Source organism: Veillonella fallax (assembly GCF_020687175.1).
Taxonomy (GTDB): Bacteria; Bacillota; Negativicutes; order Veillonellales; family Veillonellaceae; genus Veillonella; species Veillonella fallax.
The window spans coordinates 24124-50406 of sequence record NZ_JAJEQD010000007.1; the positions used below are offsets into that span (position 1 = coordinate 24124).

The following is a 26283-nucleotide window of genomic DNA, read 5'->3' on the forward strand; positions in this document are numbered from 1 at the left end:
ATACTATGAAGTCTTATGAAAAAGGGATTAGCTTGTCTATTTGGACCTTGAGCTGGCCTATATTTATCGAGGTGTTCCTACAGCTGTTAGTAGGTAATATAGACCAAGTGATGATGAGTCATTACTCACCTGAAGCTGTGGCCGCAGTAGCTAATGCCAATCAAATTCTAAATATCTTTATTATGCTCATTATTGTTATGAGTACAGCTACGACGATTTTGATTGCTCAATATTTAGGGGCCCGTAATCAGTCGAAGTTATCAGAAGTGTGTACGGTTAGCTTGGTGCTGAACTTTTTCTTCTCGTCTATAGCGGCCGTATTCTTTATCACCTGTCATAAATGGATCTTTACGTGGCTTGGTATTCCGCCAGAAACGATGAGTGATACATCTGTATATACAACCATTGTAGCAGCAGGATTACCAATTCAAGCTATGTACTATGCATTGGTAGCAGTATTTAGGGGGCATTCATTAACACGTATTACCATGTATATTGCACTGGTTATGAATGTTATCCATATCACAACTAACTATATATTAATATTTGGTCATGGTCCGATACCAAGTCTAGGTGTGTTAGGTGTATCAATTTCTACTTGGTTATCTAAGGTGGTAGGCCTCGTAATTATCGGCTATACATTTAAGAAGTTGCTTACTTTAGAGGTGAGCTTCAAATTTTTAAAACCATTCCCGTGGCATACGGTTAAGTCTTTACTGAATATCAGTATTCCCTCTGGTGGTGAAACCTTAAGTTATCAGTTATCTCAGACAACGATTATGAAAATGGTCAATATTTTGGGGCTCGCTGTTATTAATACAAAGGTGTATGTATCGGTTATAGCTATGCTTTGCTATGTATATACAATAGCACTAGCAAATGCTTCTCAAGTTATTGTGGGATACTTGATGGGGGCTAAACGACAAGCTGAGGTGACAAATCGCGTATGGCATTCTATGTTATTAGCCATTGCTATTAGTGTAGGATTGGCTACGTTCTTTTATAGTACCAGTGATATTGTACTATCCATATTTACTACGGATCCAGAAATCCTATCATTAGCACATAATGTATTATTGATTGAGATTTTCCTTGAGTTAGGTCGTGCCGTTAATATTGTTATGGTTGGCTGCTTACAAGCGGCAGGGGATATTAGAACGCCGATGCTCGTAGGCATTTTTGGCATGTGGTTATGTGCTGTACCATTGTCCTATCTATTTGGAATTTACTGGGGATGGGGGCTCGTAGGCATTTGGATTGCCATGGCGGTAGATGAAATTTTACGAGGTTTATTATTTGTATATCGCTGGTATAGTGGTAAATGGAAAAATAGACGTCTCATTGAGGCGTAGTTTTATATTTTCGTGATTGCCGTTAATTATTTAGTAGTTTGTAAATGTAGTTAGCCTTACATTGGAGAGTGTAAGGCTAATTATTTGTGAAAGTAGGTTTATATGAGTAAGACAGTAGGTATTATTGGCTTAGGTCTATTAGGTGGTTCGTTGGCAAAGGCTTTAAAGGCCTATACCGATTATGAGGTAGTGGGCTATGCTCGTCGCCAAGAGGTTTGTGATGCGGCCATTCAAGATGGGGTGGTAAAAGCTGCTTGGACTGAGGTAGAACCATTGATTGAAAATTCAGATATCGTTGTATTTTCTTTGCCTCCAGATACAAATGCAAGACTATTTACAGAAACGGCGCATCTCTTTAGACCAGGACAAGTGGTGACTGATGTGTCTAGTGCAAAGGAAAACTTTGTACGAGCTGTATACAGTTCCATTCCGAAAGGAACAATTTTTGTGTCTGTCCATCCTATGGCTGGCTCTGAAAAGGGTGGCTACGAAGTATCTCATAAAAACCTATTTAAAGGTATGGGGTGGATTGTACTAGAGGATAAGGCCTCTGATGTATATAGTGAAGAGGTTGCTCAAGAACTAGCTGAAATGGGACGCGCTGTAGGATCACGTATTGAGTTTGTCGATATCTATGCTCACGATGCATATTTAGCTATGGTGAGTCATATGCCACATTTATTGGCATCCATTTTAACTCAAGTTTCCGGTGGGGATGAACTAGGCGAGTTGCGCATGAAATTATCCGCAGGGGGCTTTAGAGACTGTACACGTGTTGCCGGTGGTTTGCCATCTATGTGGCGTGAAATCATCTACGGTAATAGACACAATGTAATTGAAGGGCTTTCACAGATTGAATCTGAAATTCAACGGGTAAAAGAGATACTTTCACAAGAAGACGAAGGTCAAGCTTTAGAATCCTATCTTGAACGAGGAAGAGAAATCCGCGGCAAATTACCATATTTAACAGGACAAATAAAGAATAGCTAATGATAAATAATTATTAGCTAAGGCTATACATTGGTTAGCACTCATAGAGTACTAACAATGAGTAATTAACATTCATTTGAGTATGATGTATATTTATGTAGCTGAAGCAACGCGGTTTATGCAGTATAATGTGTATACTAGAGTCCGTAAAGAATATACATTTAACATATTAATTAGTTAAGGAGATACCATGAGTTTGTTACAAGAAACTTGTGACGCTATTAGAGGTCGCAGTCATGAAATTGAACAACATATAATCGATAATTGGAATGCAGGTTCTCCTGTAGAACAATATGGGCGACTTGTAAACGTGGTGGCTCAATATGGTGCGGCTACAAATCAGGAACAGTTAACGGTTCCAAAACCTTGTATGATTATTGCCTCTGCCGATCATGGCGTGGCTGATATGGGTGTAAGTGCGTACCCAAAGGAAACAACTGTAGGGATGACACAAAACTACCTAATTCCTAAAGGGGCGGGCGCCAATTCCTTAGCTAATTACTGTGGTGCTCAAATGGAAGTCATCGATATGGGCATTGATGCAGATATGAGTTGGGTACCAGGACTCCGTAGTCATAAACTTGGTATGGGCACAAAAAACTTTGTAGAAGAACCGGCCATGACACGTGAACAAGCCATTGAAGGCATTGAAACAGGTATCCGCCTTGTAAAAGAGAAAATCGACGAAGGCTTTAATGTTTTCTTGGTAGGGGAAATGGGCATTTCCAATACTACTGCTAGTGCTCTTATGACTGCCAAGTTTGCAGGACTCACTGCAGAGGAAGCTACAGGGCGAGGCACTAATATTTCTGATGAGCGTCTAAAATTAAAGCAACGCATTGTGCATGATGTATTAGAAAAATATAAAAATATTCCGAAAGATGATGCAATCGGAATTTTATCCTCTGTGGGCGGCTTTGAATTTACATGTATCGTAGGTGTTATTCTAGGTGCTGCAGCGAATAATGCACTTGTTATTATTGATGGTTTTAATACATCTGCTTGTGCATTGGTTGCTAAAACATTAGTTCCACAGGCGATGGATTATGTAATGGCATCTCATTTATCTGCTGAAAAAGCGGCTAAATCTTCTTTAGAAAATTTAGGCCTTGAAGCCTATGTTGATTTAGGGCTATGTCTTGGTGAGGCCTCTGGTGGCTCCATTCAAATGGGAATGCTAGATCTTGCCGTTCATATGTATTTGGCTGTTACAGGAGGTAAGGCATGAGAACTTTTACAATTGAACCATTACATGCACCATCCATGGAAGCATGCCGATTACGTATCGATAATTTAACAAAACCTATTTATAGCCTTGCAACATTAGAGTTAATAGCTGAGCGTTTTGCGGGCATTCTGGCAGACCCTCAACCAAATCATTTGCGATATGGCGTACTTGTGGTGGCGTCGGACCACTTGGTAGATGGTCCTCAAAATAGTCAGCATGGTAGTGAAAGTTATGAGGCTATCAAGCGTTTCAATGAAGGTAGAACGGCTACACAAGGGGCCGCATCTAAGTTGAATGCAGCTGTGCACGTTGTAAATATAGGTCTTGAACAAGATACAACAGATTTGACAAATATTGACCAACAGGTTATCCGTAAGGGTTCCCATTTCTTTGGTGTAGAACCTGTCATTTCTCGTGATGAATTAGAAGAGACCCTTGAATTAGGTTTTAATTATGCTGATAAATTACACAATGATGGATTGCAAGTCGTTGCTATTGGTAATATTGGTGAACGAGCTTTCCTTGATTCTCTCGTAACGACTGCAACTATCACAGGATGTGAATTTAGCGATATTCTCGTTCATACTGAATGTGGCCCTACTATTGAACAGCGAGCGGCTCATATTCATTCTTTTGTAGATCGTTTTGATATCGCTGTTGATGATTGGTCTGCTTTGAGTGAAAGCGAGCGCCGTGATGCGGTATTGCATTTACTTCATATTGCAGGAGGCTTAGATATTGCATTCTTAACAGGTTTTATCTTAGGTGCTGCTAGTCAGCGTATGGCTATCGTTTTTGATAATGCCGTAACAGGTGCTGCTGTATTGGCTGCTATTACCATTGAGCCATTAGTAAAAGACTATGTATTTCCATCGGCTGCCTATGAGGAACCAATTCATAAGGAACAATGTCGATTCCTTGGAATAAAACCATGTTTACACTACAATTTACAAATTGATGAAGCATTGGGTTCCACAATGGGTTTATCTATTATCGATGCATCTATGCATATGTTAAATGATATGAAAACTTTCGTTGAAGCTGAGGTTAAAGCAGCTGAAGATGGTGCCGGTAAAGGTAGACAAAAGAATAAAGAGTAATCTATATAAAAGAGGGAGTATTAAATCCCTCTTTTTGTATGTTTTATGCTCAATTATGCAAAATTAACTGAGAATTTCATGGAAAAACCATTGACACTATATGTGTAAATTGATATTATTATAGGGCAGTCAGGACAGACTTAAATTCTTCTTGACGACAGATTGATGATTATGTTATATTAATTATCGGTTCTGTATGCGGGAATAGCTCAGCGGTAGAGCACCGCCTTGCCAAGGCGGGGGTCGCGAGTTCGAATCTCGTTTCCCGCTCCATACATTCCTCGATAGCTCAGTTGGTAGAGCAATCGGCTGTTAACCGATCGGTCGTAGGTTCGAGTCCTACTCGAGGAGCCATTTATGACTCACTAGCTCAGTTGGCAGAGCACCTGACTTTTAATCAGGGTGTCCCGCGTTCGAGTCGCGGGTGAGTCACCATTTTGGCCCGTTGGTCAAGCGGTTAAGACACCGCCCTTTCACGGCGGTATCCCGGGTTCGATTCCCGGACGGGTCACCACATATGGACGATTAGCTCAGCTGGGAGAGCGCCTGCCTTACAAGCAGGATGTCGGCAGTTCGATCCTGTCATCGTCCACCACATGCGGGAATAGCTCAGCGGTAGAGCACCGCCTTGCCAAGGCGGGGGTCGCGAGTTCGAATCTCGTTTCCCGCTCCATTAATATTCCTCGATAGCTCAGTTGGTAGAGCAATCGGCTGTTAACCGATCGGTCGTAGGTTCGAGTCCTACTCGAGGAGCCAATTTCATATGGCCCGTTGGTCAAGCGGTTAAGACACCGCCCTTTCACGGCGGTATCCCGGGTTCGATTCCCGGACGGGTCACCACATGGACGATTAGCTCAGCTGGGAGAGCGCCTGCCTTACAAGCAGGATGTCGGCAGTTCGATCCTGTCATCGTCCACCAACGTAAGCGGTTATCTTCGGATGGCCGCTTTTTGTTATATAACACAGCTTTTTGTTATATAACACAATAGCTATTCATATATATCAATAGTTATTTCTATTTGTATAAAAATAGTTATTTATTTAGAAAATATTAGTTATAGACATAAAAATAGGCATAGAAATAGACATAGAAATAGACATAGAAAAAAGAGTACAACTGTAGCAGTTGTACTCTTTGTATTTAACGCGGCGCGTACATGATGATATAAACGCCCACAAGGCAGACGAGACCGCCGATGATATCATATGTGTCTGGTCGCAAACCATCGACGAGCCAACCCCATAGGATGGAAAGGGCAATAAATACGCCACCGTAGGCTGCATAAACCTTACCGAAGCTTGCTTCTGGTTGGAAGGTAGGGATAATACCGTATAAGAACAGGATGAAAGCACCAGCCAGTAAATATACAGGGCCTTTATCGTCGCGCATATAGAGCCATACTAAATAGCCGCCACCGATTTCGGCTAAACCGGCTAATATAAAGAAGAAAATAGATAAGAGCATAATAACCTCACAGTATTAATTGAAATCTATTCTCTATTGTACAACTTGTTACAGTAGAGAGCAATTATTTAATGACCAAGATGAATCGTTACTAGTGGTAAAGAAAAGAATGTTAAAAGACAAAGATATTAAAAGGTAAAAATGTTAAATATAGACATTAATAGAGGATATAATTAAATTAAAACCCGTACACATATATGTGTACGGGTTTTGTTTCGTTTTTATAAACGAGCTGGTGATTCGCTGTGTACATAATCCATGAAAGTATGCATTGTTTCCGATTTAGAATTGTTTTTCTTAAAGGCGAAGCACACTTGTAGTTTAAATGGTTTTTCTAAAGGTATGTAGCCATCATTGATATTTAAAGAATTTAGAATTTGGCGTGCTACGATGCAGCCTGATTTATTTTTTTGACAGTAGTCGATCATTGTATATGGGTTAGATAAGCGGCTACCTCTAATGTGTAGATTTTGTTGACCGTTACCAACATAATTTTTCAATGTACGATACATAAAGTACTTAGGTGGATACATAAGTAATGGTTGTTGTTGAATTGCTTTCAAGCTAGCAACTTCCATATTATCGATAATGTTTGGTGCATAGTATACGAATTCGTCCTCGCGAAGGGCTGTAGATTCATATGCTGACATATCCTTGTTATTTGGTAAGTAGAGGAGGGCAATGTCGATACGATTTTCGCGTAAGTCGAGCATCAACTCTTCTTCTTCCATGTCATAAATGCTGACAGAGAACTCAGGGTGGTTTTGGAAGAAATGGGATACATATCCGTTAAGGCGAATGTCCCCTAAACTACGCAATACACCAATATTTAAAATTGGACGTTCTACCTTGCTGGCTAAACGAATCGATTGAATAGCACGTTCCAATGTGTCGAGAACTTGTTCTGCTTCTGGTAGGAATAATTCACCTTCTGGTGTCAAACGGCTACCTCGTGTAGAGCGGGAAATTAATTTCACACCAACTAGACGCTCTAATTTTTTCATTTGAGCGCTGAAAGCTGATTGTGTAATGTTCATAGATTGTGCAGCTAATGTAAAGCTTCCTGTTTTATTATAGGTAATAAAACTTTGTAGCTCTTGCATTGTAGGTAACTCTTTCATAGTATTCCCCCAATATTGACATAAAACTCCAATGATACCTATTACCTTTCTTACTAATATTGTAGCATACTATAATTGTTTTTTCATCTAAATCTATAAAATATGATGAAGCATGCACAATCGATATAGTGAGCAATATTATCGCAAAAAAGTGTAATATAAATTCGCTATTATGCACTTATTTCAATGACTTTCACCATTATCAATAATTGACATAAGTAAATGAAAATGATATTATACATGAGTACCATTATGTGTAGGTACAAGTTTATATTAATCTTATGAGGTGATAATCACATGGCAACGAGAAGAGAGGCTCGATTCAAACTTTGTCGTCGCTTTGGTGTGAACGTATTCGGTCACGCAAAAGCCTTGAATCGCGTCAAAAAAGACCAACGTCAGAAAAAAATGTCTGAGTATGGCACACAATTATTAGAAAAACAAAAAGTTAAAGCTTACTACAACTTGCTAGAACGCCAGTTCGTACGCTATTATGATAAAGCGAAAAAAATGCAAGGTGTTACAGGTCAAAACATGTTGATCCTTTTGGAACAACGTCTTGATAACCTTGTATATCGCATCGGCTTCGGTAACTCCATTCGTCAAGCTCGTCAAATGGTAAACCATGGCCACATCTTGGTAAACGGTCGTCGCGTAGACATTCCTTCCTTCTCCTGCAAACCAGGCGATGTAATCGAATTGCGCGAAGCATCTCGTGACAACGAAATGTTCAAAACTAACTTCCAAGAACTTCGTTCTTTCGAACTTCCTTACATTGAAAAAGACTTGGAAGGCTTCAAAGCTACATTCACTCGTCTTCCTCAACGTGAAGAACTTCCTATCGAAGTTAACGAAACACTTATCGTCGAATTGTACTCCAAATAATTTGGCGCTTATGGGAAAACCACTCAGAATTGGGTGGTTTTTTCTTTATGACATGTCACTGTTAAAGGGCTATAACAGTGTAAAAAACAATTGACATAGAACACCAAAATCTGTATACTATTTTGAGTAAGCTTTAGTCGTGTTTCCATTAGCCCCGGAAGCAAAGGACAAGCTGATTTTGGTAGAATTATGACGTTATTAGGAGGATATGCAGCATGAAAACTACATTTATGGCCAATCCGAACACAATCGAACGGAAATGGTATGTTGTTGACGCTGAAGGTAAAACTTTAGGACGCCTTGCTGCCGAAGTTGCAAAAGTTCTTCGGGGCAAAAATAAACCAACTTTCACACCACACGTAGACACTGGTGACCATGTGATCGTTGTAAACGCAGAAAAAATTCGCGTAACTGGTAAAAAATTGGAACAAAAGGAATACTTCCGTCACTCTGGTTACCCAGGTGGTTCCCGTTTCACTAAATTGTCCATGATGCTTGAAAAACAACCTGAACGTGTTGTTGAAATGGCAGTTCGTGGTATGCTTCCAAAAAATAAATTGGGTGCACAACAATACCGTAAATTAAACGTATACGCTGGTCCTGAGCATCCACATGCAGCTCAAAAACCAGAAGTATTAGAAATTTCCGTACGATAATCTAGAGGGAGGAACATATAATGGCAGTAGCACAATATTACGGCACTGGTCGTAGAAAATCTTCCGTTGCTAGAGTTCGTCTGGTACCGGGCACAGGTAAAATCACTGTTAACAAACGTGAACTTAATGAATATTTCGGTCGCCAAACTTTGGAATTGATCGTAAAACAACCTTTGAACTTGACTAACACAGTTGAACAATACGATGTAATCGCAACTGTAGCTGGTGGCGGTCCTTCTGGTCAAGCTGGTGCAATTCGTCACGGTATCTCCCGTGCGTTATTGGACGTAGATGGCGAACTTCGTCAATCTTTGAAAAAAGCTGGCTTCTTGACTCGTGACCCACGTATGAAAGAACGTAAAAAATACGGTCTTAAAAAAGCCCGCAAAGCAAGCCAATTCTCCAAACGTTAATATTTGGAAAACAGGTTATTACACCTGCAGACAATGTCTGCAGGTGTTTTTTGCGTTTAATTTATGGTATAGTGTAAATATATTTTATTTGTTAAGGGGAAATAGTATGGGAAATAAAATCATATATGAAAAGGATTATGTTACTAGATTTAATTTAAAAACAGATACAAAGTTCCGATCTGAGTTAATAGATTTCTGCTTACATGGTAAAAATGTATTTACTGATGATGAGAAAGCTCAAGGTAAGGCTCAATTTTTAGCTATAGGTTGGAGTAGTGTTAATGTTGAATCTGGCCAATACGCTGATTTTTATAATGCAGTAAAACTTTATGTACATAGTCAACATAAGAGAATAAATCCAGCACTTAATGTCTTTAGCTATGCTGAAGTTAATGACTTATTTTGGACTCGGGATATGAATGGAATTTACTGGATTTGTAGAGTGAAAGACATCGCAAAGGTTTATTTAAATAAAGAGTTAGATATAGGTGCGATTTTGCCTGTTGAAGCTTATGAATTCGGGCTTGAAGTACCTGGTCAGATAAAAGCATCGTTTAATCGTGCAAGAGGTGGAATTGTTCAGCGATTACAATATCCAGCTATCACCGAATACTCTAAATTTGTGTTTAATAAATTATCTGGTAAAAATTACTATGATGTTAATTTAAATATAGCTGATAACGTAATAGCAAATTTACCTGATTTTGAATTAGAAGAGTTAGTAATTTCTTATCTTCAAATTGTTAAAGGTTATTATCTTCTTTCAAACTCTATTGCTAATAAATCAACAACTGTAAAAATTGAATGTCAGTTAATTTCCCGCGATGTAAATGATGTTAAAAAGGCTGTTGTACAAGTTAAAGGGCCTAAAGCGCCAGCGTTAAATGCTCTTTCTTTCAAGGACTACGAAAACAAAGGCTATTATATCTATTTATATGCACCTAAGGTTGATAATTTAGAAGAGATGAAGAATGTTATTCAAATTACCACTGAGGAACTACAAGCATTCTATAAGGAGTATAAAGCTATTTTGCCAGAATCTATTACTCAATTTGAAAATCTATTTAATACTGGGGTTAGTGAAAAGCCGTAATTTCACATTTACATCGTCATTTAATTTTCCTATAATAGAAATATATAATCGAATTTTTTCGAAAATAGATTTTCATATAGGAGAACTCATATGATTTATAATACAATTCAATACGTAGTGGACAACGGCATTGGTACGTTGACATTTAATCGGCCTACAGTGGCGAATGGTTTTAATATCGAGATGTGCAAGGAAATCCTTGAGGTTTTAGATAACGCACATAATGATGAAAGTGTTCGTGCTTTGCTCATCAATGCTGAAGGTAAGGTATTCTCTGCTGGTGGCGATTTAACAGAAATGGAACGGGCTGTAAATGATGGTGATACAGAGTCTTTATTTGAAATTGTTGAACTAGTAGCTCAAATTTCTATGGCTATGAAACGCTTACCTAAACCTGTTATCATGAGCCTTCAAGGTGCTGCAGCAGGTGCGGCGTTCAACATGGCGTTAGCTGCAGACTTTGTTGTAGCGGCTAACAATGTACGCTTTATCCAAGCTTTCGTAAACGTAGGTCTTGCTCCAGATGCAGGTGGTTTGTTCTTGTTGACTCGATCCATTGGCATGAACCGTGCTATGCATATCGTTATGACTGGTGAAGCCGTATCTGCTGAAAAAGGTAAAGAACTTGGCTTTGTATATAAAGTTTGTGAATTAGAAGATTTAGAAACTGCTACAAGACGTCTTGTAGAGAAGTTAGCTAAAGGTCCTGCACAATCTTACCGCGTTATGAAAGAAATGATGTGGAATAGCTTCTTATCTGGCTGGGAAGAGTACAAGAAGTTTGAAGTAGAAAATCAATGCTCCTTAGGTCTTTCTGAAGACTTTAAGGAAGGTGTACGAGCTTTCACAGAACGCCGTCGCCCTAAATTTGGTCAAAAATAATAATTATTCTCTTGTAATTCTTTGGAATATCATGTATTTTATAAGCAGTTACTAATATAATTCGAACCGATGTGGCTCTATATATTGAGTTACATCGGTTTTTGCTTTCATAAAAAAGCAAAAGTGTATATAATAGTACTATTATAATAGTTTTAGGAGGTCATTATTACATGGCTCAAGATACAATTAAATGTTATGACGGTCCTAGTGATGTAGTCCAAGCATTGGCGGAGGATTTTATTGATTTTACTAATGATGAAATTAGCCGTACTGAAACGTGCATCGTTGGTATTACTGGGGGTACTGTTATAAATGGTTTGTTAGAATTACTTAACTCTCCTGAATATATTGAGCGCCTTAATTGGGAACGGATATTCTTCTTGTGGACTGATGAGCGTTTCTTACCACAAGCGCATGAGGATAATTACTTCAATCGCGTAAAACCTCATTTGCTATGCAAGGCAAAGGGGGCTGCTCATTTCTTGCCCATTAATACGGATTCTAAAACCGTACATGAAGCGGCTGAAGAATATGAAAAAGAGGTTCGCAATGTCCTAAAGGCATGTAAAAAATCTGGTCTTGATTTAGCGTTGCTTGATCTAGGCGAGGATGGTCATACGGCAGGATTATTTGCAGGCTCTCACGCACTGCGTGTAGCTGATCAAGAGGTAGTGGCCGTTGAAGATGGCAAGGTATGGGAACGCATTTCTATGACATTTTCTTTCCTAGCAAAATCTGATGCTGTCTGGTTTACTGTGACTGGTGAAAGCAAGCGAACTGCATTGACAAAGGTATTATACCAACGCGAAGATTACGAGGATTTAACGTGGGAAAAACGCATTGGCCGTACATTGCCTGGTGCTGTACTTTCACAAGAGGCTGTAACCTGGTATGTGGACAAGGCGGCCTATAATGATGTACACTAAAAGATATAAGTTTTAGTAAATATAAAGGAGATATATATGGGATCTATAGGAACACCTGAATTAATAGTTATATTAGTGATCGCTTTAGTTATCTTCGGACCTGGTAAATTACCTGAAGTAGGTAAAGCTATTGGCAAGGGCATCAATGAATTCAAAGATGCTATTTCCGGCCCTAAAAAAGCTGTTGATGAAACGAAAGAAGCCGTTAAAAAGGCGACTACTATCGACGTAACAGCAGGGGCTAAAAACGACGATAAACATAAAGAAGCTAATGATTAATAGGAGGTATCACTATGTGCAAAGATTGTGGTTGCGGTGAAGATAATGGCGTTGTAACAAAGGTATTTACTGTACCTGGTATGATGTGCAATAACTGTAAAGAAACTGTAGAGGGGGCGTCCCTTGGCTTACCTGGCGTTTTGAGCGCAGAGGTTGATTTGCCAGAAAAAACAGCGACTGTTTCTTTTGACCCAAATAAAGTGTCTGTAGAAGTCATTACAAAAGCTATTGAACGTACAGGCTTTGAAGTAGATGGCGTTGCAGATGGTGTACAAAAACATAGTCATGGTTTACTAGGAACATTGAAACGTTTCTTCAAATAATCGAACCCATAGGGCTGTATTGAAACATTGTTTCGATGCAGCCTTTTTCTATAAAGAGGTAATAAGATGATACGCAAGTTTGATGCTAAAAATTTCAAGTGGGATGGCGTTGATACCTTGGTATACAAACAAGATGGTAGTCCTTTTAAAGATGTAACACGTCAAGTTTTATACGATGGAGCCTATGATATTCCATGTCAATTTCGCTATTTTGAATGTTTACCAGGTGGATATTCTACACTAGAATATCATGAACATACACATATGGTTATGATATTCCGTGGTAAGGGACAAGTATTGTTAGGCGATGAAATCCATGATGTAGAAGCTGGTGATTTTATTGAAATTCCAGGTAAAACGATACATCAATTCCGGGCTAATAAAGGAGATTATATCGGGTTCCTTTGCTTGGTTAACCAAGATCGGGACAAGGTAAAATTATTAACCCCTGAAGAGATGGATTCATTGAGAGCTAATCCTAAAATCAAGGAATTTTTGGAAAGCTGTTAGGAGATATGGCGGTTATGTGTGGTGACCGCCATATCGCTTTTATAATCAACTGTAACTGTAACTGTAACTGTAACTGTAATAGTTGGTTTGTGTAGTTTGATAGGGAGGATCTATGAATACTTTTACACGCGCGGCCCTTACTGTTTTGGTGGGCTTAGTGATTTGGTTCTTGCCTCACACGGAGGCAATTAAGCCTGAAGGATGGCATTTATTAGCTATCTTCACGGCTACAATTGTAGGTTTTATTTTACGACCTTGGCCAACAGGTATTATGGCACTCTTTGGTATTGTTGCAGCAGTAGCAACAAATTCTATTACTATGGTGCAAGCATTAGGTGGTTACGCTGAAGCCAATGTATGGCTTATCGTAGCAGCTGTATTCTTTTCTAGAGGCATTATTAATTCTGGCCTTGGTAAGCGTATCGCGTATACTTTGATTCGCTCCTTTGGTACTAGTTCCTTAAAGTTAGCTTATGCATTGGCTTGTACGGATCTTATTATTTCTCCTGCCACGCCATCTAATACAGCTCGTGGGGGCGGTATTATTTTCCCAATTGTACAAAACATTTCGTTAGCCTTTGATTCTGAGCCAAATGGTAGTACGGCACGTCGTATTGGGGCGTACTTGATGACCACGGCTCATACGATAAACACCATTACTGTAACAATCTTCTTAACTGCTTGTAGTGGTAACTTATTGATTACATCCTTAGGTGCAAAATTATTTGGCTATGATATTTCATGGTGGGAATGGTTCCAAGCCGGTGTAATCCCTGGTGTACTTTGTATGATCTTGATGCCTTGGTTTATTTATAAAATCTATCCACCAGAAATTAAAGAAACTCCACAAGCGGCGGCGATGGCCCAAAAAGAACTAGATGCTCTTGGTCCTATTACAAAAGCCGAAATTTCTGTAGCTATTATCTTTGTTCTTTGTATCTTGCTTTGGGCTACGGCTATTTGGACGAAGTTACATCCTACTGTAGTTGCTATGATGGGCGTACTTGCTTGTGTAGTTACAGGATCCCTTACATGGGAAGATATTCTAGGTGAACGCACAGGTTGGGATATTCTAATCTGGATGGGTACCCTCGTTGGTATGGCTGGTTTACTTGGCAAGCTCGGTGTTGTTGCAGTATTTGCTGATTTTGTAAGTCAACATCTTGTAGGTATTGATTGGTTCTGGGCATCCTTTATTATCTCTGCAACCTTTGTATACTCTCAATATTTCTTTGCCAGTGGTACAGCTCGTATTACAGCGTTATTCTCCGCCTTTGCAGCTATCTTGGTGGCAATGGGCGCACCAATTCCATTTACCATCTTGCTCTTTGGTTTGATGAACAGCCCTGGCTGTACATTAACACATTATAGTTCTGGTGTAACGCCAATCTTCTTCGGTGCTGGTTATGTACCACAAGGAACATGGTGGCGTGTAGGCCTTGCTATTTCTGTGGTTAGCTTCTTAATTCACTTCTGGGGCGGTACCCTTGGCATGTGGCTATTCGGTATTCTATAATATTCAAAAATCCCTCACAGTAGTGGGGGAATTTTTATTTGCGTAACTATTTAGTAGTTTGTTATCGATTTATTTTCTATGTGTATTAGATAGGTAGTGTATTATTTATTATTGCTATAGTTTTTATATATGGTAAACTTTAAAAATTTATATAATAAATCTATAGAATATTTATTGCACGACATTATATAAAGTGTTATTATTATTTTATGATTACAGATTACTTTAGGAGGAAACATGTTGGGTTTAGTCATTAGCTTGTTGATTATCGCGCTCGTCGTGATTATTAAAGACATTCGAATTATGAACAACAACTTAACACGTTTTTGTCTTAGAAGTTCCATGAATGGTTTAATATACAATCAATAAGATTTGACTATACGGTTTGTTTCTTATGTGTATTTATTCCAAGGGATACATAGGTCGTTTATGTATATAGGAATTCTGTAAACAAAAGGAATATCATTTGTAAACTTTTAAGACGATTCATATGAATCGTCTTTTTTTATTCAGTTGAAAGGCATCCAAGTGGATACTTTCAAGAAAAGTGAGGAGATTAACATGAGTTGTAGAAGTGACAATTTAAAAACAGGCGTAGCACGTGCACCACACAGATCTTTGCTAAAAGCTCTTGGTTTTGTTGATGAAGAAATGGGCAGACCAGTCATTGGTATTGCGAACTCTTTCAACGAAATTATTCCTGGTCACGTGGGCTTGAAAAATATTGTACAAGCCGTAAAAGACGGCATTCGCAACGCAGGTGGTGTGCCAATCGAGTTCAATACAATTGGTATTTGTGACGGCTTGGCGATGAACCACATCGGTATGAAATACTCCTTGGTAACTCGTAATATCATCGCTGATTCCATCGAAGCAACAGCTATGGCAACACCATTTGATGCTATGGTATTCATTCCAAACTGCGATAAAGTAGTACCTGGTATGTTGATAGCTGCAGCTCGTCTAAACATTCCATCCGTATTCGTGTCTGGTGGTGCTATGCTTGCAGGCGTACATAATGGCAAAAAAATCGGTTTGTCTGATGTATTCGAAGCAGTAGGTAAACATCAAACTGGTGAAATGGGTGATGCTGAGTTATCTGAAATCGAAAATACAGCATGTCCTACATGTGGTTCTTGCTCTGGTATGTACACAGCTAATACAATGAACTGCTTAACAGAAGCTCTTGGTATGGGCCTTCCTGGTAATGGTACAATTCCAGCAGTATACTCTGAACGTTTACGTCTTGCTAAATTAGCAGGGATGCAAGCAGTAGAGGTATTGAAAGCAAACCTTCGTCCTAAAGACATTATGACACGTGAAGCCTTTGAAAATGCAGTAGCTCTAGATATGGCTTTAGGTGGTTCCTCTAATACAGCACTTCATTTGCCAGCTATCGCTCACGAAGCAGGTGTACCATTGTCTTTGGACGACTTCGATCGCATTGCACAAAACACACCTCAATTGTCCAAACTTTCTCCATCTGGTAAATACTTCATCGAAGACTTGTATGCTGCAGGTGGCGTATCTGCTGTGTTGAAACGTTTAGCAGAAAATGGTCGTTTACATACAGACTGCAAAACTGTAGCTCTTAAAACACAAGGTGAAATTGCAGCGGTAGCTCATGTAACTGATGAAGATGTTATTCATCCTTGGAATAATCCTGTTCATGAAACAGGTGGTATTGCCGTTCTTAAAGGTAACCTTGCTGTAGACGGTTCCGTTGTAAAAGCAGGTGCCGTAGATGAAGATATGCTCGTTCACTCTGGCCCAGCAAAAGTATTCAACAGCGAAGAAGAAGCTGTTGAAGCTATTACAGGCGGTAAAATCGTAAAAGGTGATGTGGTAGTTATCCGTTACGAAGGTCCTAAAGGCGGCCCTGGCATGCGTGAAATGTTAACACCAACATCCATGATCGCAGGTATGGGTCTTGATAAAGATGTAGCATTGTTGACTGACGGTCGTTTCTCCGGTGCTACACGTGGTGCATCCATTGGTCACGTATCTCCAGAAGCAGCAGCAGGTGGCACAATCGCTGTTGTTGAAGATGGTGATATCATCAACATTGATATTCCAAACGGTAAATTGGAATTGGCTGTATCTGATGAAGAAATCGCTCGTCGTAAAGCCGCATTGAAACCATTCAAATCCAATGTAACTGGATACCTTAAAAAATACGCTCTTCATGTATCCTCTGCAGCACAAGGTGCTATCGAAGTATTTGAAGACTAATAGTAGATTTTCATTAATACTAACTAGAGGAGATAGAGTACATGCATAAGTTGTATGATTTTATGGAGGCTCGTGAGCGATTAAGCACAATCACGGTGAAAACAAAATTGCTTCATAGTGATGTGTTCTCTGACGAGTGTGGCAATGATGTATATATAAAGCCAGAAAATTTGCAAATAACAGGTTCCTTTAAGGTTCGTGGTGCATATAATAAAATTGCAAAATTAACAGAAGAAGAAAAGGCGTGCGGCGTTATTGCCGCATCTGCCGGTAATCATGCGCAAGGTGTAGCACTTGCTGCAAAACGTCTAGGCATTAAAGCGACAATCGTTATGCCAAAACATACACCTCTCATCAAGGTTAATGCTACAAAACAATATGGTGCCGAAGTTGTTCTACATGGTGAGATTTATGATGAAGCTTACCAAAAAGCGATGGAATTACAACAAGAGCACGGATATGTGTTCGTCCATCCTTTTGATGACGAAGATGTTATCGAAGGGCAAGGTACAATTGCATTAGAAGTTCTTGAGGAATTGCCTGATGCGGATGTATTGCTAGTTCCTGTTGGTGGTGGCGGTATTGTTTCTGGTATCGCAGCTGCGGCAAAATTAAAAAATCCTAGCATTAAAATTATTGGTGTAGAACCAGAAGGTGCGGCTAGTGCAATAGCTGCGTTAAAAGAAGATCATCCTGTACCACTTAGTGAGGTGGCTACTATCGCAGATGGTACAGCTGTACGTCAAATCGGCGAAACTACATTAAAATATATTAAGAAATATGTAGATGAAATTGTTACTGTCTCTGATTATGAATTGATGGAAGCATTTTTGTTGCTTGTAGAAAAACATAAGTTAGTAGCAGAAAACTCCGGTATTTTACCATTAGCAGGTCTAAAAAAATTAGACTGCAAAGGTAAAAAGGCAGTAGCCATTGTTAGTGGTGGTAATATCGACGTACTTACTATTTCTTCTATGATCAATAAAGGTCTCGTATTGCGTGGTCGTATCTTCACTTTCTCTGTAAACCTTCCAGATAAACCAGGTCAATTGGTTGCTGTATCTGAAATGCTTGCAGATGCGGATGCAAACGTTATTAAACTTGATCATAATCAGTTTAAAAACCTTGACCGCTTCCATGAAGTGGAATTGCAAGTGACTGTAGAAACAAATGGTGAAGAACACATCAAACACATTATTGATACTTTCAAAAATAATGGTTACATTATTAAACGATTAAATTCCAGCGAGATTTTATCTGAATAGCTGGTCGAAAGGGTTCCTATGAGCGCAGAAACAATCAATGGGGCACGCATTGTCCTTGAAACATTGCATCGCCTTGGTGTAACCGACATGTTCGGTTATCCAGGCGGCGCGGTAATTCCAATTTATGATGAAATTTATAGCTTCCCTGAAATTAAACATTATTTTGTTCGTCATGAACAAGGTGCAGCCCATGCAGCAGATGGTTATGCACGCGTATCTGGAAAAGTAGGCGTATGCCTTGCTACGTCCGGTCCTGGTGCAACTAATCTTGTTACAGGTATTATGACTGCTTACATGGATTCTGTACCTATGGTGGCCATTACTGGTCAGGTTGGTCGTCCGTTTATTGGTAAGGATTCCTTCCAAGAAGCAGATATCCAAGGTATTACCATGCCGATTACAAAACATAACTACCTTGTTCAAGATATTCGCGATTTACCTCGCATCATCAAAGAAGCGTATTTTATTGCTAGTACAGGTCGTCCAGGACCTGTTCTTATTGATATTCCTAAGGATGTTCAAACAGAAAAAATATCCATGACAGAATACAATAAATTATATGAAGTACCTATCCATCTTGAAGGGTATGATCCAACCTATAAAGGTCATCAAGGGCAAATTAAGAAAGCGGCTACACTCATTAAAAATGCAAAACGTCCGCTCATCATTGCCGGTGCCGGTGTATTGAAATCTGGCGCTATGGATGAGTTAAAGGAATTGGCAGAAAAGGCTCAAATTCCTGTAACAAATACATTAGTTGGCCTTGGTGGTTTCCCAGGGAACCATGAGCTTGCTCTTGGTATGGTGGGGATGCATGGCTCTGTAGCGGCTAATAATAGTACAGAAGAAGCAGACCTTGTTATTGCAGCTGGTATTCGTTTCCACGATCGCATTACAGGTCATCCAGATTTCTTCTGTAAAAAAGCTAAAATCATTCATATCGATATCGACCCAGCAGAAATTGATAAAAACGTTACTATTAACGTACCAATTGTAGGTGACTTGAAGCGAGTTTTATCTGAACTTAATACGCTTGTAGAACCTACAACTCATGAAGCGTGGATCGGACAAATTCGTGAATGGCAAGCGGAATATCCTATGGTAATTCCTGAATCTAAAGATGGTGTATTACATCCACAATACGTATTATCTGAACTTAACAAGATTGCCAAAGAGGATGCAGTTATTGTAACTGACGTAGGCCAACATCAAATGTGGGCGGCTCAATTCTTAACTCATAAAAAACCTCATACCATTGTTACCTCTGGTGGTGCAGGTACTATGGGCTATGGTTTACCAGCTGCAATTGGAGCTCAAGTGGGTGCTCCAAATAAACAAGTTATCCTTGTTGTTGGTGATGGTGGATTCCAAATGACCTTCGAAGAGCTCATGATGGTTCGCCAATATAATTTACCAATTAAGATTGTTATCATTAATAATGGTTACCTTGGCATGGTTCGTCAATGGCAACAAATCTTTAATGACCGCCGTTATTCCTATGTAGATTTGGAAACGAGCCCAGACTTCTTGAAATTGGCAGATGCCTTTGATTTGAAAGCCGCTCGTATCGATAATGTAGAGGATTTCAATAAAGAATTTAAATCTTTCATTACATCTGATGAAAGTATCATCTTGGATTGCCGTGTAGCAAGAGAAGATAATGTATTGCCGATGATTCCAGCTGGCGGTACCGTAAGTGGTATGATGGGCAAGAAAGGGGTGCTATAATGGCGAAAGAACATCAAGTCTTAGTAATTGCAAAAAATACAGCAGGCATTGGTGCACGTATATTGGCACTCTTTAACCGTCGTGGTTTTAATGTTACAAAGATGACATCTGGTATTACAAATAAACCAGGCTACGCTCGTATTACCCTCACCGTTGAGGCAGATGATCGCATCTTAGACCAAATTCAAAAACAAATTTACAAGCTCATTGATGTTGTAAAGGTTAAAGTTTTTGAAGATCATGATGTGGTATGCCGTGAGTTAATGCTTATCAAGGTAAAAGCAACTGCTGCAACACGCTCTCAAATTGTACAAATTGCCGATGTATATCGTGGCAATGTGCTCGATATTTCTCCTACTTCTATGATCATTGAAGTAATTGGTAGCGTAGAAAAATTACGCGGTTTCATTCAAATTATGGAAACTTATGGTGTCCTTGAAATTGCCAAAACTGGCATTACTGCAATGAGCCGTGGAGAAAAGATTTAGGAGATGGTTGTGTGAGTAGTGAATTACTCCATTATGAAGACGTCAAGTTTCGTCGTGAAGGTCGCGAAATTTTAAAAGGCATTAATTGGCATGTTGAGGAAGGGGAAAATTGGGCCTTATTAGGTCTCAATGGGGCTGGTAAATCGACGATGCTCAGCATGATTCCAGCTTACCAAATTCCCACAACAGGACTATTACGCGTATTTGGTCATGAATTTGGCAAATATGCATGGCCTAAGATCAAGGCCCGATTAGGCTTTGTTAGTTCGGCACTTGGACAATTCCAGTCTACACTGGATAAACAAGTCGTAGAAGATGTTGTTATTTCTGGTACTTTTAATAGTATTGGTATTTATCAACAGGTAGAGCCTGAAGTACGTGAACGAGGACTACAATTATTGTCTGAGTTTGGTTTGTCCTATTTGGAAGGCCATAGATTTCATACACTATCTGCTGGTGAACAGCGCCGTGTTTTACTAGCACGGGCTATTATGGCTAATCCAGATTTACTCATTTTAGATGAGCCTTGTTCTGGACTTGATTTGCCTGCTCGTGAGCAATTCTTAAGAACTGTTGAGAATATGGCACGAGAGGAGCATAAGCCTTTTATTTATGTATCTCATCAAATTGAAGAGATTATGTCAAGTATTACACATGTAGCTATTATTAAAGATGGTCTCATTGTGTATAAAGGCAAGAAACAGGACATCTTAACCGATGAAATTCTAAGCGATGTATTCGGTATTGATGTATCCGTTGTATGGGAGAAAAATCGCCCATGGATTATAGTTAAGCAAGAGCTATAATTGGGATAATTCATTTTTTCTTAATACAAAAAGGGTACAAATTTAAGTTGTAGATTAGTCTATTTGACTATTCGATAAATTACGATATACCCTACAAATCTTGCATTTATTTGTGAGATTGTGTACAGTATATATATTAAATATTCTATTGAATATATTTTGGAGGTTGTCTAGTATGGCAGGTAAAATTTTAGGTACTACAGTTTATTATGATGCAGATTGTAATTTGAGCAAATTGGAAGGCAAAAAAATTACAGTTTTAGGTTACGGCTCCCAAGGTCATGCGCATGCATTGAACTTGAAAGAAAATGGTATGGACGTAACAATTGGTCTTCGTGGTGGTTCTTCTAGCTGGAAAACTGCTGAAGAAGCAGGCCTTACAGTTAAAGAAACTGCAGAAGCAGTTAAAGGTGCTGACATCGTTATGGTATTGATTCCAGACGAATTACAAGCAGACGTATATGCACAAGATATCGCTCCTAACTTAAAACAAGGTGCATACTTGGCATTTGCTCACGGATTCAACATTCACTTCGGTAAAATCGTACCTCGTGAAGACATCAACGTATTCATGGTAGCTCCTAAAGGCCCTGGTCATTTAGTACGTCGTACATACCAAGAAGGTTCCGGTGTTCCTTGCTTGTACGCTGTAGAAAAAGATCCATCTGGTGATACTGAAGAAGTTGCATTAGCATGGGCTTCTGGTATCGGTGGTGGCCGTTCCGGTATCTTGGAAACTAACTTCAAATCCGAAACTGAAACTGACCTCTTCGGTGAACAAGCTGTATTGTGCGGCGGTGTTACTGAATTGATTAAAACTGGTTTCGAAGTATTAACAGAAGCTGGTTATGAACCTGTAAACGCTTACTTCGAATGCTTGCATGAAATGAAATTGATCGTAGACCTTATCTACGAAGGTGGCTTCCAAAAAATGCGTCACTCCATTTCCAACACAGCTGAATATGGTGACTACCATGCAGGTCCTCGCGTAATTACTGCAGATACTAAAAAAGCTATGGAACAAATCTTGGCTGATATCCAATCTGGTAAATTCGCTGACGAATTCTTGGCTGATTCCAAAAATGGTCAAAAATTCCTTAAAGAACATCGTGAAGCAGCTGCTAACCATCCAATCGAACCAGTTGGTGCAGAACTTCGCAACTTGATGAGCTGGTTGAAATAAGAGATTGCATTAGTAATTTCTTAATAAGCATAGGCTTACTGAAAGCGACCCCATTTGGGGTCGCTTTTTATTGAATAATACAAGTACGTATGATATAGTTAACGTAGAGTTAGTGTAGTATATTTTGGTATAAGGAGAGATACTATGAGTTCTACAACTATTATTATCATCGTGGCGGTTGCAGTCATTTGGGCCATTTTGTTTGCTGTATTTATGAAGTTCAATAAAAAACGACAAGCCGGTGAACAACAATTTGTACAAGAGAATGCTAATAAAGCGATTCTTCATATTTATGGTAAATCTGTAAAGGTTGATGGTAAGGACCTTTCTACTATTGATCATAAAACTGGTCAATATGGTCAAGTCATTGTGGCATTAACACCAGGAGAACATACCATTGAATCCGTATATTACACGACGGATAATGTGGGTACTAAAACAAAGAATGTTGAAACACAGCCTGTTACCATCACAATTCCAGTACAAGCAGGTAATGAATATAATGCGGCTATGTATTTCTATTCCGCAGAACAACGTAATGCGTATTATAAAGGTGACGTTGACGATGCCGTTTTAGAAGTTGAACTAGAATTAGAATCTGGTTTTACAGCGAATACTCATGCTTATATCATCGTGTACCGTGAATGTAAATAAATTAGTATAGTAACTGTTTAATAGAGCTATCATTGTGGTAGCTCTATTTTTTATAAATCGTTGTTGGTTATTAGCATATTTATTTGTGATATAATAAAGAATAATATATGAAAGGAGAACAATATGGATTTTTACACGTTGGCCTATGTTGAAAGTCAGGCTGTGACAGGCCAAACATGGGGCTTTATCGTTTTTGTTGCCATTCTTTTAGCACTGCTTGTTCTAGGTGTACAGGTATTGCGAAATGGTTTTACTAATCGCTATCGTGATTTATTGGTTATTTTGTCTTTAGTTGTAGTGTTTTTCTTAGGACTGGAGTATCAAGAATATAACCGAATGAAAACATACTCTGAAGACTCTTCTCGTATGGCTCAATTTTTACATTCTTTTAGTGCTGATCGTTCTGTACCAAGTGAGCAATTAGCGGTTAACTCCTTAAAAATTCGCAATGGTATGATTTTAAAGGTAAGCGATGATTATTATGAGGTTCAGTTTAATCCAGAATTTACAACCTATACAATTACTCGTGTGTATAAGATGAGCCCAACAGATCGTATTCATGATAAAGCGGACGTATTACCATAAGGAGGAACGTAAATGACAGAAGCTATGGCCGTCTATGGGATGGTCTTTGCCAAACTCGCCATCGGTCTCTTGGCGATTATCTTACAAATCAACTTAATGGGGAAGGGCAACTTAGCGCCAACCTCTGCTTTGGACCAATTACAAAACTATGTACTTGGTGGTATTATCGGTGCCATTATTTACAATGACCAAATCGGTATTTTACAGTTTATGTTAGTCCTCATTTTATGGACTATACTTGTAATGACGCTTAAGTTCTTAAAAGGAAATCTCCGATTCTTTAAAACTATTTTGGATGGACATCCTGTAATTGTTATTGAAAAAGGTCATATCTTAACAGAAGAATGTATGCGTTATGGCATTCAAGCGGCGGAGCTTAAGTTAAAGCTTCGTACAGCAGGTGTTCAATATGTTACGGATGTTAAGCGTGCTGTATTGGAGCAAAATGGTCAGCTCAGCGTAGTTCAATTTAGTGATGAGAATATTAAATTTGACCTTATTGATGATGGTCAAATTAACCATTTTACATTAGATGTAATTGAAAAAGGCCAGGATTGGCTAGAAGAAGAAGTTGAAAAGCAAGGCTATAAAATTAAGGAGGTATACATTGCAGAATACAAAGATGGGGAAGTTGTTATTTACCCTTATGAAAAAAAACATCGCCCTCAAATTGTAAAAACACTTAAAGATAAGACCTCTCATACAAAGGATAAATTGAAATCTAAATTGTAATGTTTCTTGGTCTTATAGTATAGTTAAGATAAGTATTATATACTACTCTTATAGACATACAAATATAGACATACAAACGATATATAAAATGTTTTTAAGCCCACTATTCGTAGTGGGCTTATATAGAAAGGAAATTAGTGAATCGTAAAGATTTAATTGATAGATTACAAGCATTATATAAAGACGAAGATAGTCGGGTAACGGTAAACCCTCATGCAGGGCAGAAGGTAGCTATCGTCTATCCTAATACATATTTTGTAGGCATGAGTAATCTTGGTCTCCACATTATTTATGAGGAAATCAACTTACGCAATGATAGCGTATGTGAACGCATTTTCTTGCCTGAGAAGAAAGAATTAGAAGCATACGATAAGACTAAGACACCGTTGATGAGTGTTGAAACACAGAGGCCTATGCATCAATTTGATGTGGTGGCCTTTGACGTAACCTTTGAAATGGACTATTTCCATATTCCGTTGATGTTACGTCATGGACGCGTACCTATTATGGGGAAAGATCGCACAGAATTTGATCCTATCGTTATTGCTGGTGGCCCATGTGCTACCTTTAATCCAGAGCCTTTTGCGGACTTTATCGATGCTTTCATCATCGGTGAAGGGGAAGGTATCGTTAGTCGCGTTCTAGATATCATTCGCGATGGCAAAATGGAGGGTCTAGATCGACATGCTATTTTGCGCGAATTAGCGAATATATCTGGCGTGTATGTACCATCCTTATACGTACCAATCTATAGCGAAGATGGTGAATTTAAAGGCTATGATATTGTAGAAGGAGCGCCGAAGACGATTAAACGTCACTTTGAAATGCTCACTAGCGGTGGCGAAACCGTAGTAGCTACGAATTATACAGAGTTTGGTGCTATGTATATAATCGAAGTGGCCCGTGGATGTGGTCGCCATTGTCGATTCTGTATGGCCGGCTATTGCTTCCGCGTACCCCGTGTACGGCCTTTAGATATTTTAAAAGAAGGCGTGGATCGGGCTGAAAAACTTGGCAAAAAGGTAGGTCTCATGGGGGCCGCTATTTCTGACTATCCAGAGGTAGATGAACTAGTTACGTATATTCGGTCTAAAGATATGCGCTATTCCTGTGCATCCTTGCGGGCAGATTCTTTGACGCAAGCCGTAGTAGATGGCTTGGCAGATAGCGGTCAAAAGACGATTACTATTGCTCCAGAAACGGGCAGTGAACGGTTACGCCGCGTTATTAATAAAGGGATTAGCGAGGAACATCTAAAAAATGCTGCTACCTTATCTGCTAAGTCTGGAATTCAACACATGCGCCTTTACATTATGATTGGGTTGCCTACGGAAACAGACGAGGATATTGAAGCCATTGTAGGCCTGGCAGAACGGACGCAAGCCCATATGGCCGAGGTAGGCTGTAAAGGTCGTTTGACACTTAGTATTAATCCATTTATTCCCAAACCATTTACACCATTCCAGTGGATGGCTATGGACAATCAAAAAACGATAGAGAAAAAACTACAATATATTAAGAAGGCGCTACAAAAAAATCGTCGTATTGAGGTGTTAGTAGAGTCGCCAAAAGAGGCGTATATCCAAGGTGTACTCGCTCGTGGTGATCGTCGTTTAGGTGCCGTTATTGCGGCGTGCGCAGCAGATCGTGGTAGTAAGTCCTTTAAGTCTGAAATGAAGGCAGCCGGTCTTGATATGGACGATATGAACTATCGTGAACGAAGCTTTGATGAATTTTTACCATGGAGTCACCTCGATATGGGGATGGACGATGGATATCTTGAAATGGAATGGAAGCGCTCCGTTGATGAAGCGTATACACCGCCATGTGTACAAGGCTGTAAGCGATGTGGTGTATGTAAATAGGAGGCA

26 protein-coding genes and 9 tRNA genes are annotated in these 26283 nt (G+C 39.2%); 33 read left to right on the plus strand and 2 right to left on the minus strand.

Translation table 11 applies throughout. The features are described 5' to 3' along the window. The first annotated feature begins 5 nt into the window (after positions 1-5). From LKD20_RS04565 to LKD20_RS04625, 13 genes are all read left to right on the plus strand, one after another. The gene (locus LKD20_RS04565) at positions 6-1352 is read left to right on the plus strand and encodes an MATE family efflux transporter (protein WP_227721022.1); all 1347 of its coding nucleotides are present in this window, start codon (positions 6-8) and stop codon (positions 1350-1352) included. Between the two features lie 102 nt (positions 1353-1454). After that, the gene (locus LKD20_RS04570; RefSeq protein WP_227721023.1) at positions 1455-2342 is read left to right on the plus strand and encodes a prephenate dehydrogenase; all 888 of its coding nucleotides are present in this window, start codon (positions 1455-1457) and stop codon (positions 2340-2342) included. Positions 2343-2532: 190 nt separating this feature from the next. Continuing rightward, the gene (locus tag LKD20_RS04575) at positions 2533-3570 is read left to right on the plus strand and encodes a nicotinate-nucleotide--dimethylbenzimidazole phosphoribosyltransferase (protein ID WP_227721024.1); all 1038 of its coding nucleotides are present in this window, start codon (positions 2533-2535) and stop codon (positions 3568-3570) included. Next, positions 3567-4670: a nicotinate-nucleotide--dimethylbenzimidazole phosphoribosyltransferase gene (locus tag LKD20_RS04580; protein WP_227721025.1), complete on the plus strand. Its 1104-nt coding sequence runs from the start codon at positions 3567-3569 to the stop codon at positions 4668-4670. The genes LKD20_RS04575 and LKD20_RS04580 overlap by 4 nt, the downstream gene beginning before the upstream one ends. Before the next feature lie 198 nt (positions 4671-4868). Next, positions 4869-4943 (plus strand) — tRNA-Gly (locus LKD20_RS04585). A 5-nt stretch (positions 4944-4948) separates the two neighbouring features. Further along, a tRNA-Asn gene (locus tag LKD20_RS04590) sits at positions 4949-5024 on the plus strand. A 5-nt stretch (positions 5025-5029) separates the two neighbouring features. Next, a tRNA-Lys gene (locus LKD20_RS04595) sits at positions 5030-5105 on the plus strand. Positions 5106-5109: 4 nt separating this feature from the next. After that, a tRNA-Glu gene (locus tag LKD20_RS04600) sits at positions 5110-5184 on the plus strand. A 5-nt stretch (positions 5185-5189) separates the two neighbouring features. Next, positions 5190-5265: transfer RNA gene (locus LKD20_RS04605), tRNA-Val, on the plus strand. 3 nt (positions 5266-5268) lie between these two features. Further along, positions 5269-5343 (plus strand) — tRNA-Gly (locus LKD20_RS04610). Between the two features lie 7 nt (positions 5344-5350). Continuing rightward, positions 5351-5426, plus strand: a tRNA-Asn gene (locus LKD20_RS04615). A gap of 9 nt (positions 5427-5435) precedes the next feature. Further along, positions 5436-5510, plus strand: a tRNA-Glu gene (locus tag LKD20_RS04620). Positions 5511-5513: 3 nt separating this feature from the next. Continuing rightward, positions 5514-5589: transfer RNA gene (locus LKD20_RS04625), tRNA-Val, on the plus strand. 222 nt (positions 5590-5811) lie between these two features. Here LKD20_RS04625 and LKD20_RS04630 read toward each other — a convergent pair. Both LKD20_RS04630 and LKD20_RS04635 read right to left on the minus strand, forming a co-directional pair. After that, positions 5812-6135, minus strand: coding sequence for a YnfA family protein (locus LKD20_RS04630; RefSeq protein WP_119206345.1), 324 nt, complete (start codon positions 6133-6135; stop codon positions 5812-5814). Positions 6136-6356: 221 nt separating this feature from the next. Then, positions 6357-7256, minus strand: a complete 900-nt coding sequence (locus tag LKD20_RS04635; RefSeq protein ID WP_060923797.1) for a LysR family transcriptional regulator — start codon at positions 7254-7256, stop codon at positions 6357-6359. 297 nt (positions 7257-7553) lie between these two features. Here LKD20_RS04635 and rpsD point away from each other — a divergent pair, with 297 nt between their 5' ends. From rpsD to LKD20_RS04735, 20 genes are all read left to right on the plus strand, one after another. Next, complete coding sequence (rpsD, locus tag LKD20_RS04640) at positions 7554-8141, plus strand: 30S ribosomal protein S4 (protein WP_004695181.1); 588 nt, start codon at positions 7554-7556, stop codon at positions 8139-8141. Positions 8142-8356: 215 nt separating this feature from the next. Beyond that, positions 8357-8797 carry a 50S ribosomal protein L13 gene (gene rplM, locus LKD20_RS04645; RefSeq protein ID WP_005381375.1) on the plus strand — a complete coding sequence of 147 codons (441 nt, stop codon included), beginning with the start codon at positions 8357-8359 and terminating at the stop codon, positions 8795-8797. Positions 8798-8817: 20 nt separating this feature from the next. Further along, positions 8818-9210 carry a 30S ribosomal protein S9 gene (gene rpsI, locus LKD20_RS04650; RefSeq protein ID WP_005377846.1) on the plus strand — a complete coding sequence of 131 codons (393 nt, stop codon included), beginning with the start codon at positions 8818-8820 and terminating at the stop codon, positions 9208-9210. Between the two features lie 106 nt (positions 9211-9316). Next, on the plus strand, positions 9317-10303 hold the full coding sequence (locus LKD20_RS04655) for a ribonuclease D (protein WP_227721026.1): 987 nt from the start codon (positions 9317-9319) through the stop codon (positions 10301-10303). Positions 10304-10393: 90 nt separating this feature from the next. Beyond that, positions 10394-11185 carry a trans-2-decenoyl-ACP isomerase gene (fabM, locus tag LKD20_RS04660; protein WP_024066640.1) on the plus strand — a complete coding sequence of 264 codons (792 nt, stop codon included), beginning with the start codon at positions 10394-10396 and terminating at the stop codon, positions 11183-11185. A 170-nt stretch (positions 11186-11355) separates the two neighbouring features. Beyond that, a complete protein-coding gene (pgl, locus tag LKD20_RS04665; RefSeq protein WP_227721027.1) occupies positions 11356-12111 on the plus strand; it encodes a 6-phosphogluconolactonase in 756 nt (251 codons plus the stop codon). A 36-nt stretch (positions 12112-12147) separates the two neighbouring features. Next, the gene (locus LKD20_RS04670) at positions 12148-12390 is read left to right on the plus strand and encodes a Sec-independent protein translocase subunit TatA/TatB (RefSeq protein ID WP_004695192.1); all 243 of its coding nucleotides are present in this window, start codon (positions 12148-12150) and stop codon (positions 12388-12390) included. A gap of 14 nt (positions 12391-12404) precedes the next feature. After that, on the plus strand, positions 12405-12713 hold the full coding sequence (locus LKD20_RS04675; RefSeq protein WP_227721028.1) for a heavy-metal-associated domain-containing protein: 309 nt from the start codon (positions 12405-12407) through the stop codon (positions 12711-12713). 66 nt (positions 12714-12779) lie between these two features. Then, the gene (locus LKD20_RS04680; protein ID WP_227721029.1) at positions 12780-13223 is read left to right on the plus strand and encodes a cupin domain-containing protein; all 444 of its coding nucleotides are present in this window, start codon (positions 12780-12782) and stop codon (positions 13221-13223) included. Between the two features lie 112 nt (positions 13224-13335). After that, positions 13336-14739 carry a DASS family sodium-coupled anion symporter gene (locus tag LKD20_RS04685; RefSeq protein WP_227721030.1) on the plus strand — a complete coding sequence of 468 codons (1404 nt, stop codon included), beginning with the start codon at positions 13336-13338 and terminating at the stop codon, positions 14737-14739. A gap of 561 nt (positions 14740-15300) precedes the next feature. Further along, complete coding sequence (ilvD, locus tag LKD20_RS04690) at positions 15301-16971, plus strand: dihydroxy-acid dehydratase (protein ID WP_227721031.1); 1671 nt, start codon at positions 15301-15303, stop codon at positions 16969-16971. A 41-nt stretch (positions 16972-17012) separates the two neighbouring features. After that, the gene (ilvA, locus tag LKD20_RS04695) at positions 17013-18236 is read left to right on the plus strand and encodes a threonine ammonia-lyase (protein WP_060924497.1); all 1224 of its coding nucleotides are present in this window, start codon (positions 17013-17015) and stop codon (positions 18234-18236) included. Positions 18237-18254: 18 nt separating this feature from the next. After that, positions 18255-19964 (plus strand): biosynthetic-type acetolactate synthase large subunit, encoded by a 1710-nt coding sequence (gene ilvB, locus LKD20_RS04700; RefSeq protein WP_227721032.1) that lies wholly within the window; start codon positions 18255-18257, stop codon positions 19962-19964. Beyond that, positions 19964-20452, plus strand: coding sequence for an acetolactate synthase small subunit (gene ilvN / locus LKD20_RS04705; protein ID WP_119206339.1), 489 nt, complete (start codon positions 19964-19966; stop codon positions 20450-20452). Before ilvB ends, ilvN begins: the two co-directional genes overlap by 1 nt. A gap of 11 nt (positions 20453-20463) precedes the next feature. Then, positions 20464-21258, plus strand: coding sequence for an ABC transporter ATP-binding protein (locus LKD20_RS04710; RefSeq protein ID WP_227721033.1), 795 nt, complete (start codon positions 20464-20466; stop codon positions 21256-21258). A 175-nt stretch (positions 21259-21433) separates the two neighbouring features. Then, entirely contained in the window at positions 21434-22441 is a 1008-nt protein-coding gene (gene ilvC, locus LKD20_RS04715) for a ketol-acid reductoisomerase (RefSeq protein ID WP_227721034.1), read from the plus strand. Positions 22442-22585: 144 nt separating this feature from the next. Further along, positions 22586-23095, plus strand: a complete 510-nt coding sequence (locus LKD20_RS04720) for a hypothetical protein (protein ID WP_005375719.1) — start codon at positions 22586-22588, stop codon at positions 23093-23095. A 123-nt stretch (positions 23096-23218) separates the two neighbouring features. Beyond that, a complete protein-coding gene (locus LKD20_RS04725; RefSeq protein ID WP_105094164.1) occupies positions 23219-23680 on the plus strand; it encodes a DUF3290 family protein in 462 nt (153 codons plus the stop codon). A 12-nt stretch (positions 23681-23692) separates the two neighbouring features. Next, positions 23693-24412, plus strand: coding sequence for a DUF421 domain-containing protein (locus LKD20_RS04730; protein WP_024066652.1), 720 nt, complete (start codon positions 23693-23695; stop codon positions 24410-24412). A gap of 137 nt (positions 24413-24549) precedes the next feature. Then, on the plus strand, positions 24550-26277 hold the full coding sequence (locus LKD20_RS04735; protein ID WP_227721035.1) for a radical SAM protein: 1728 nt from the start codon (positions 24550-24552) through the stop codon (positions 26275-26277). Positions 26278-26283: the final 6 nt, after the last annotated feature.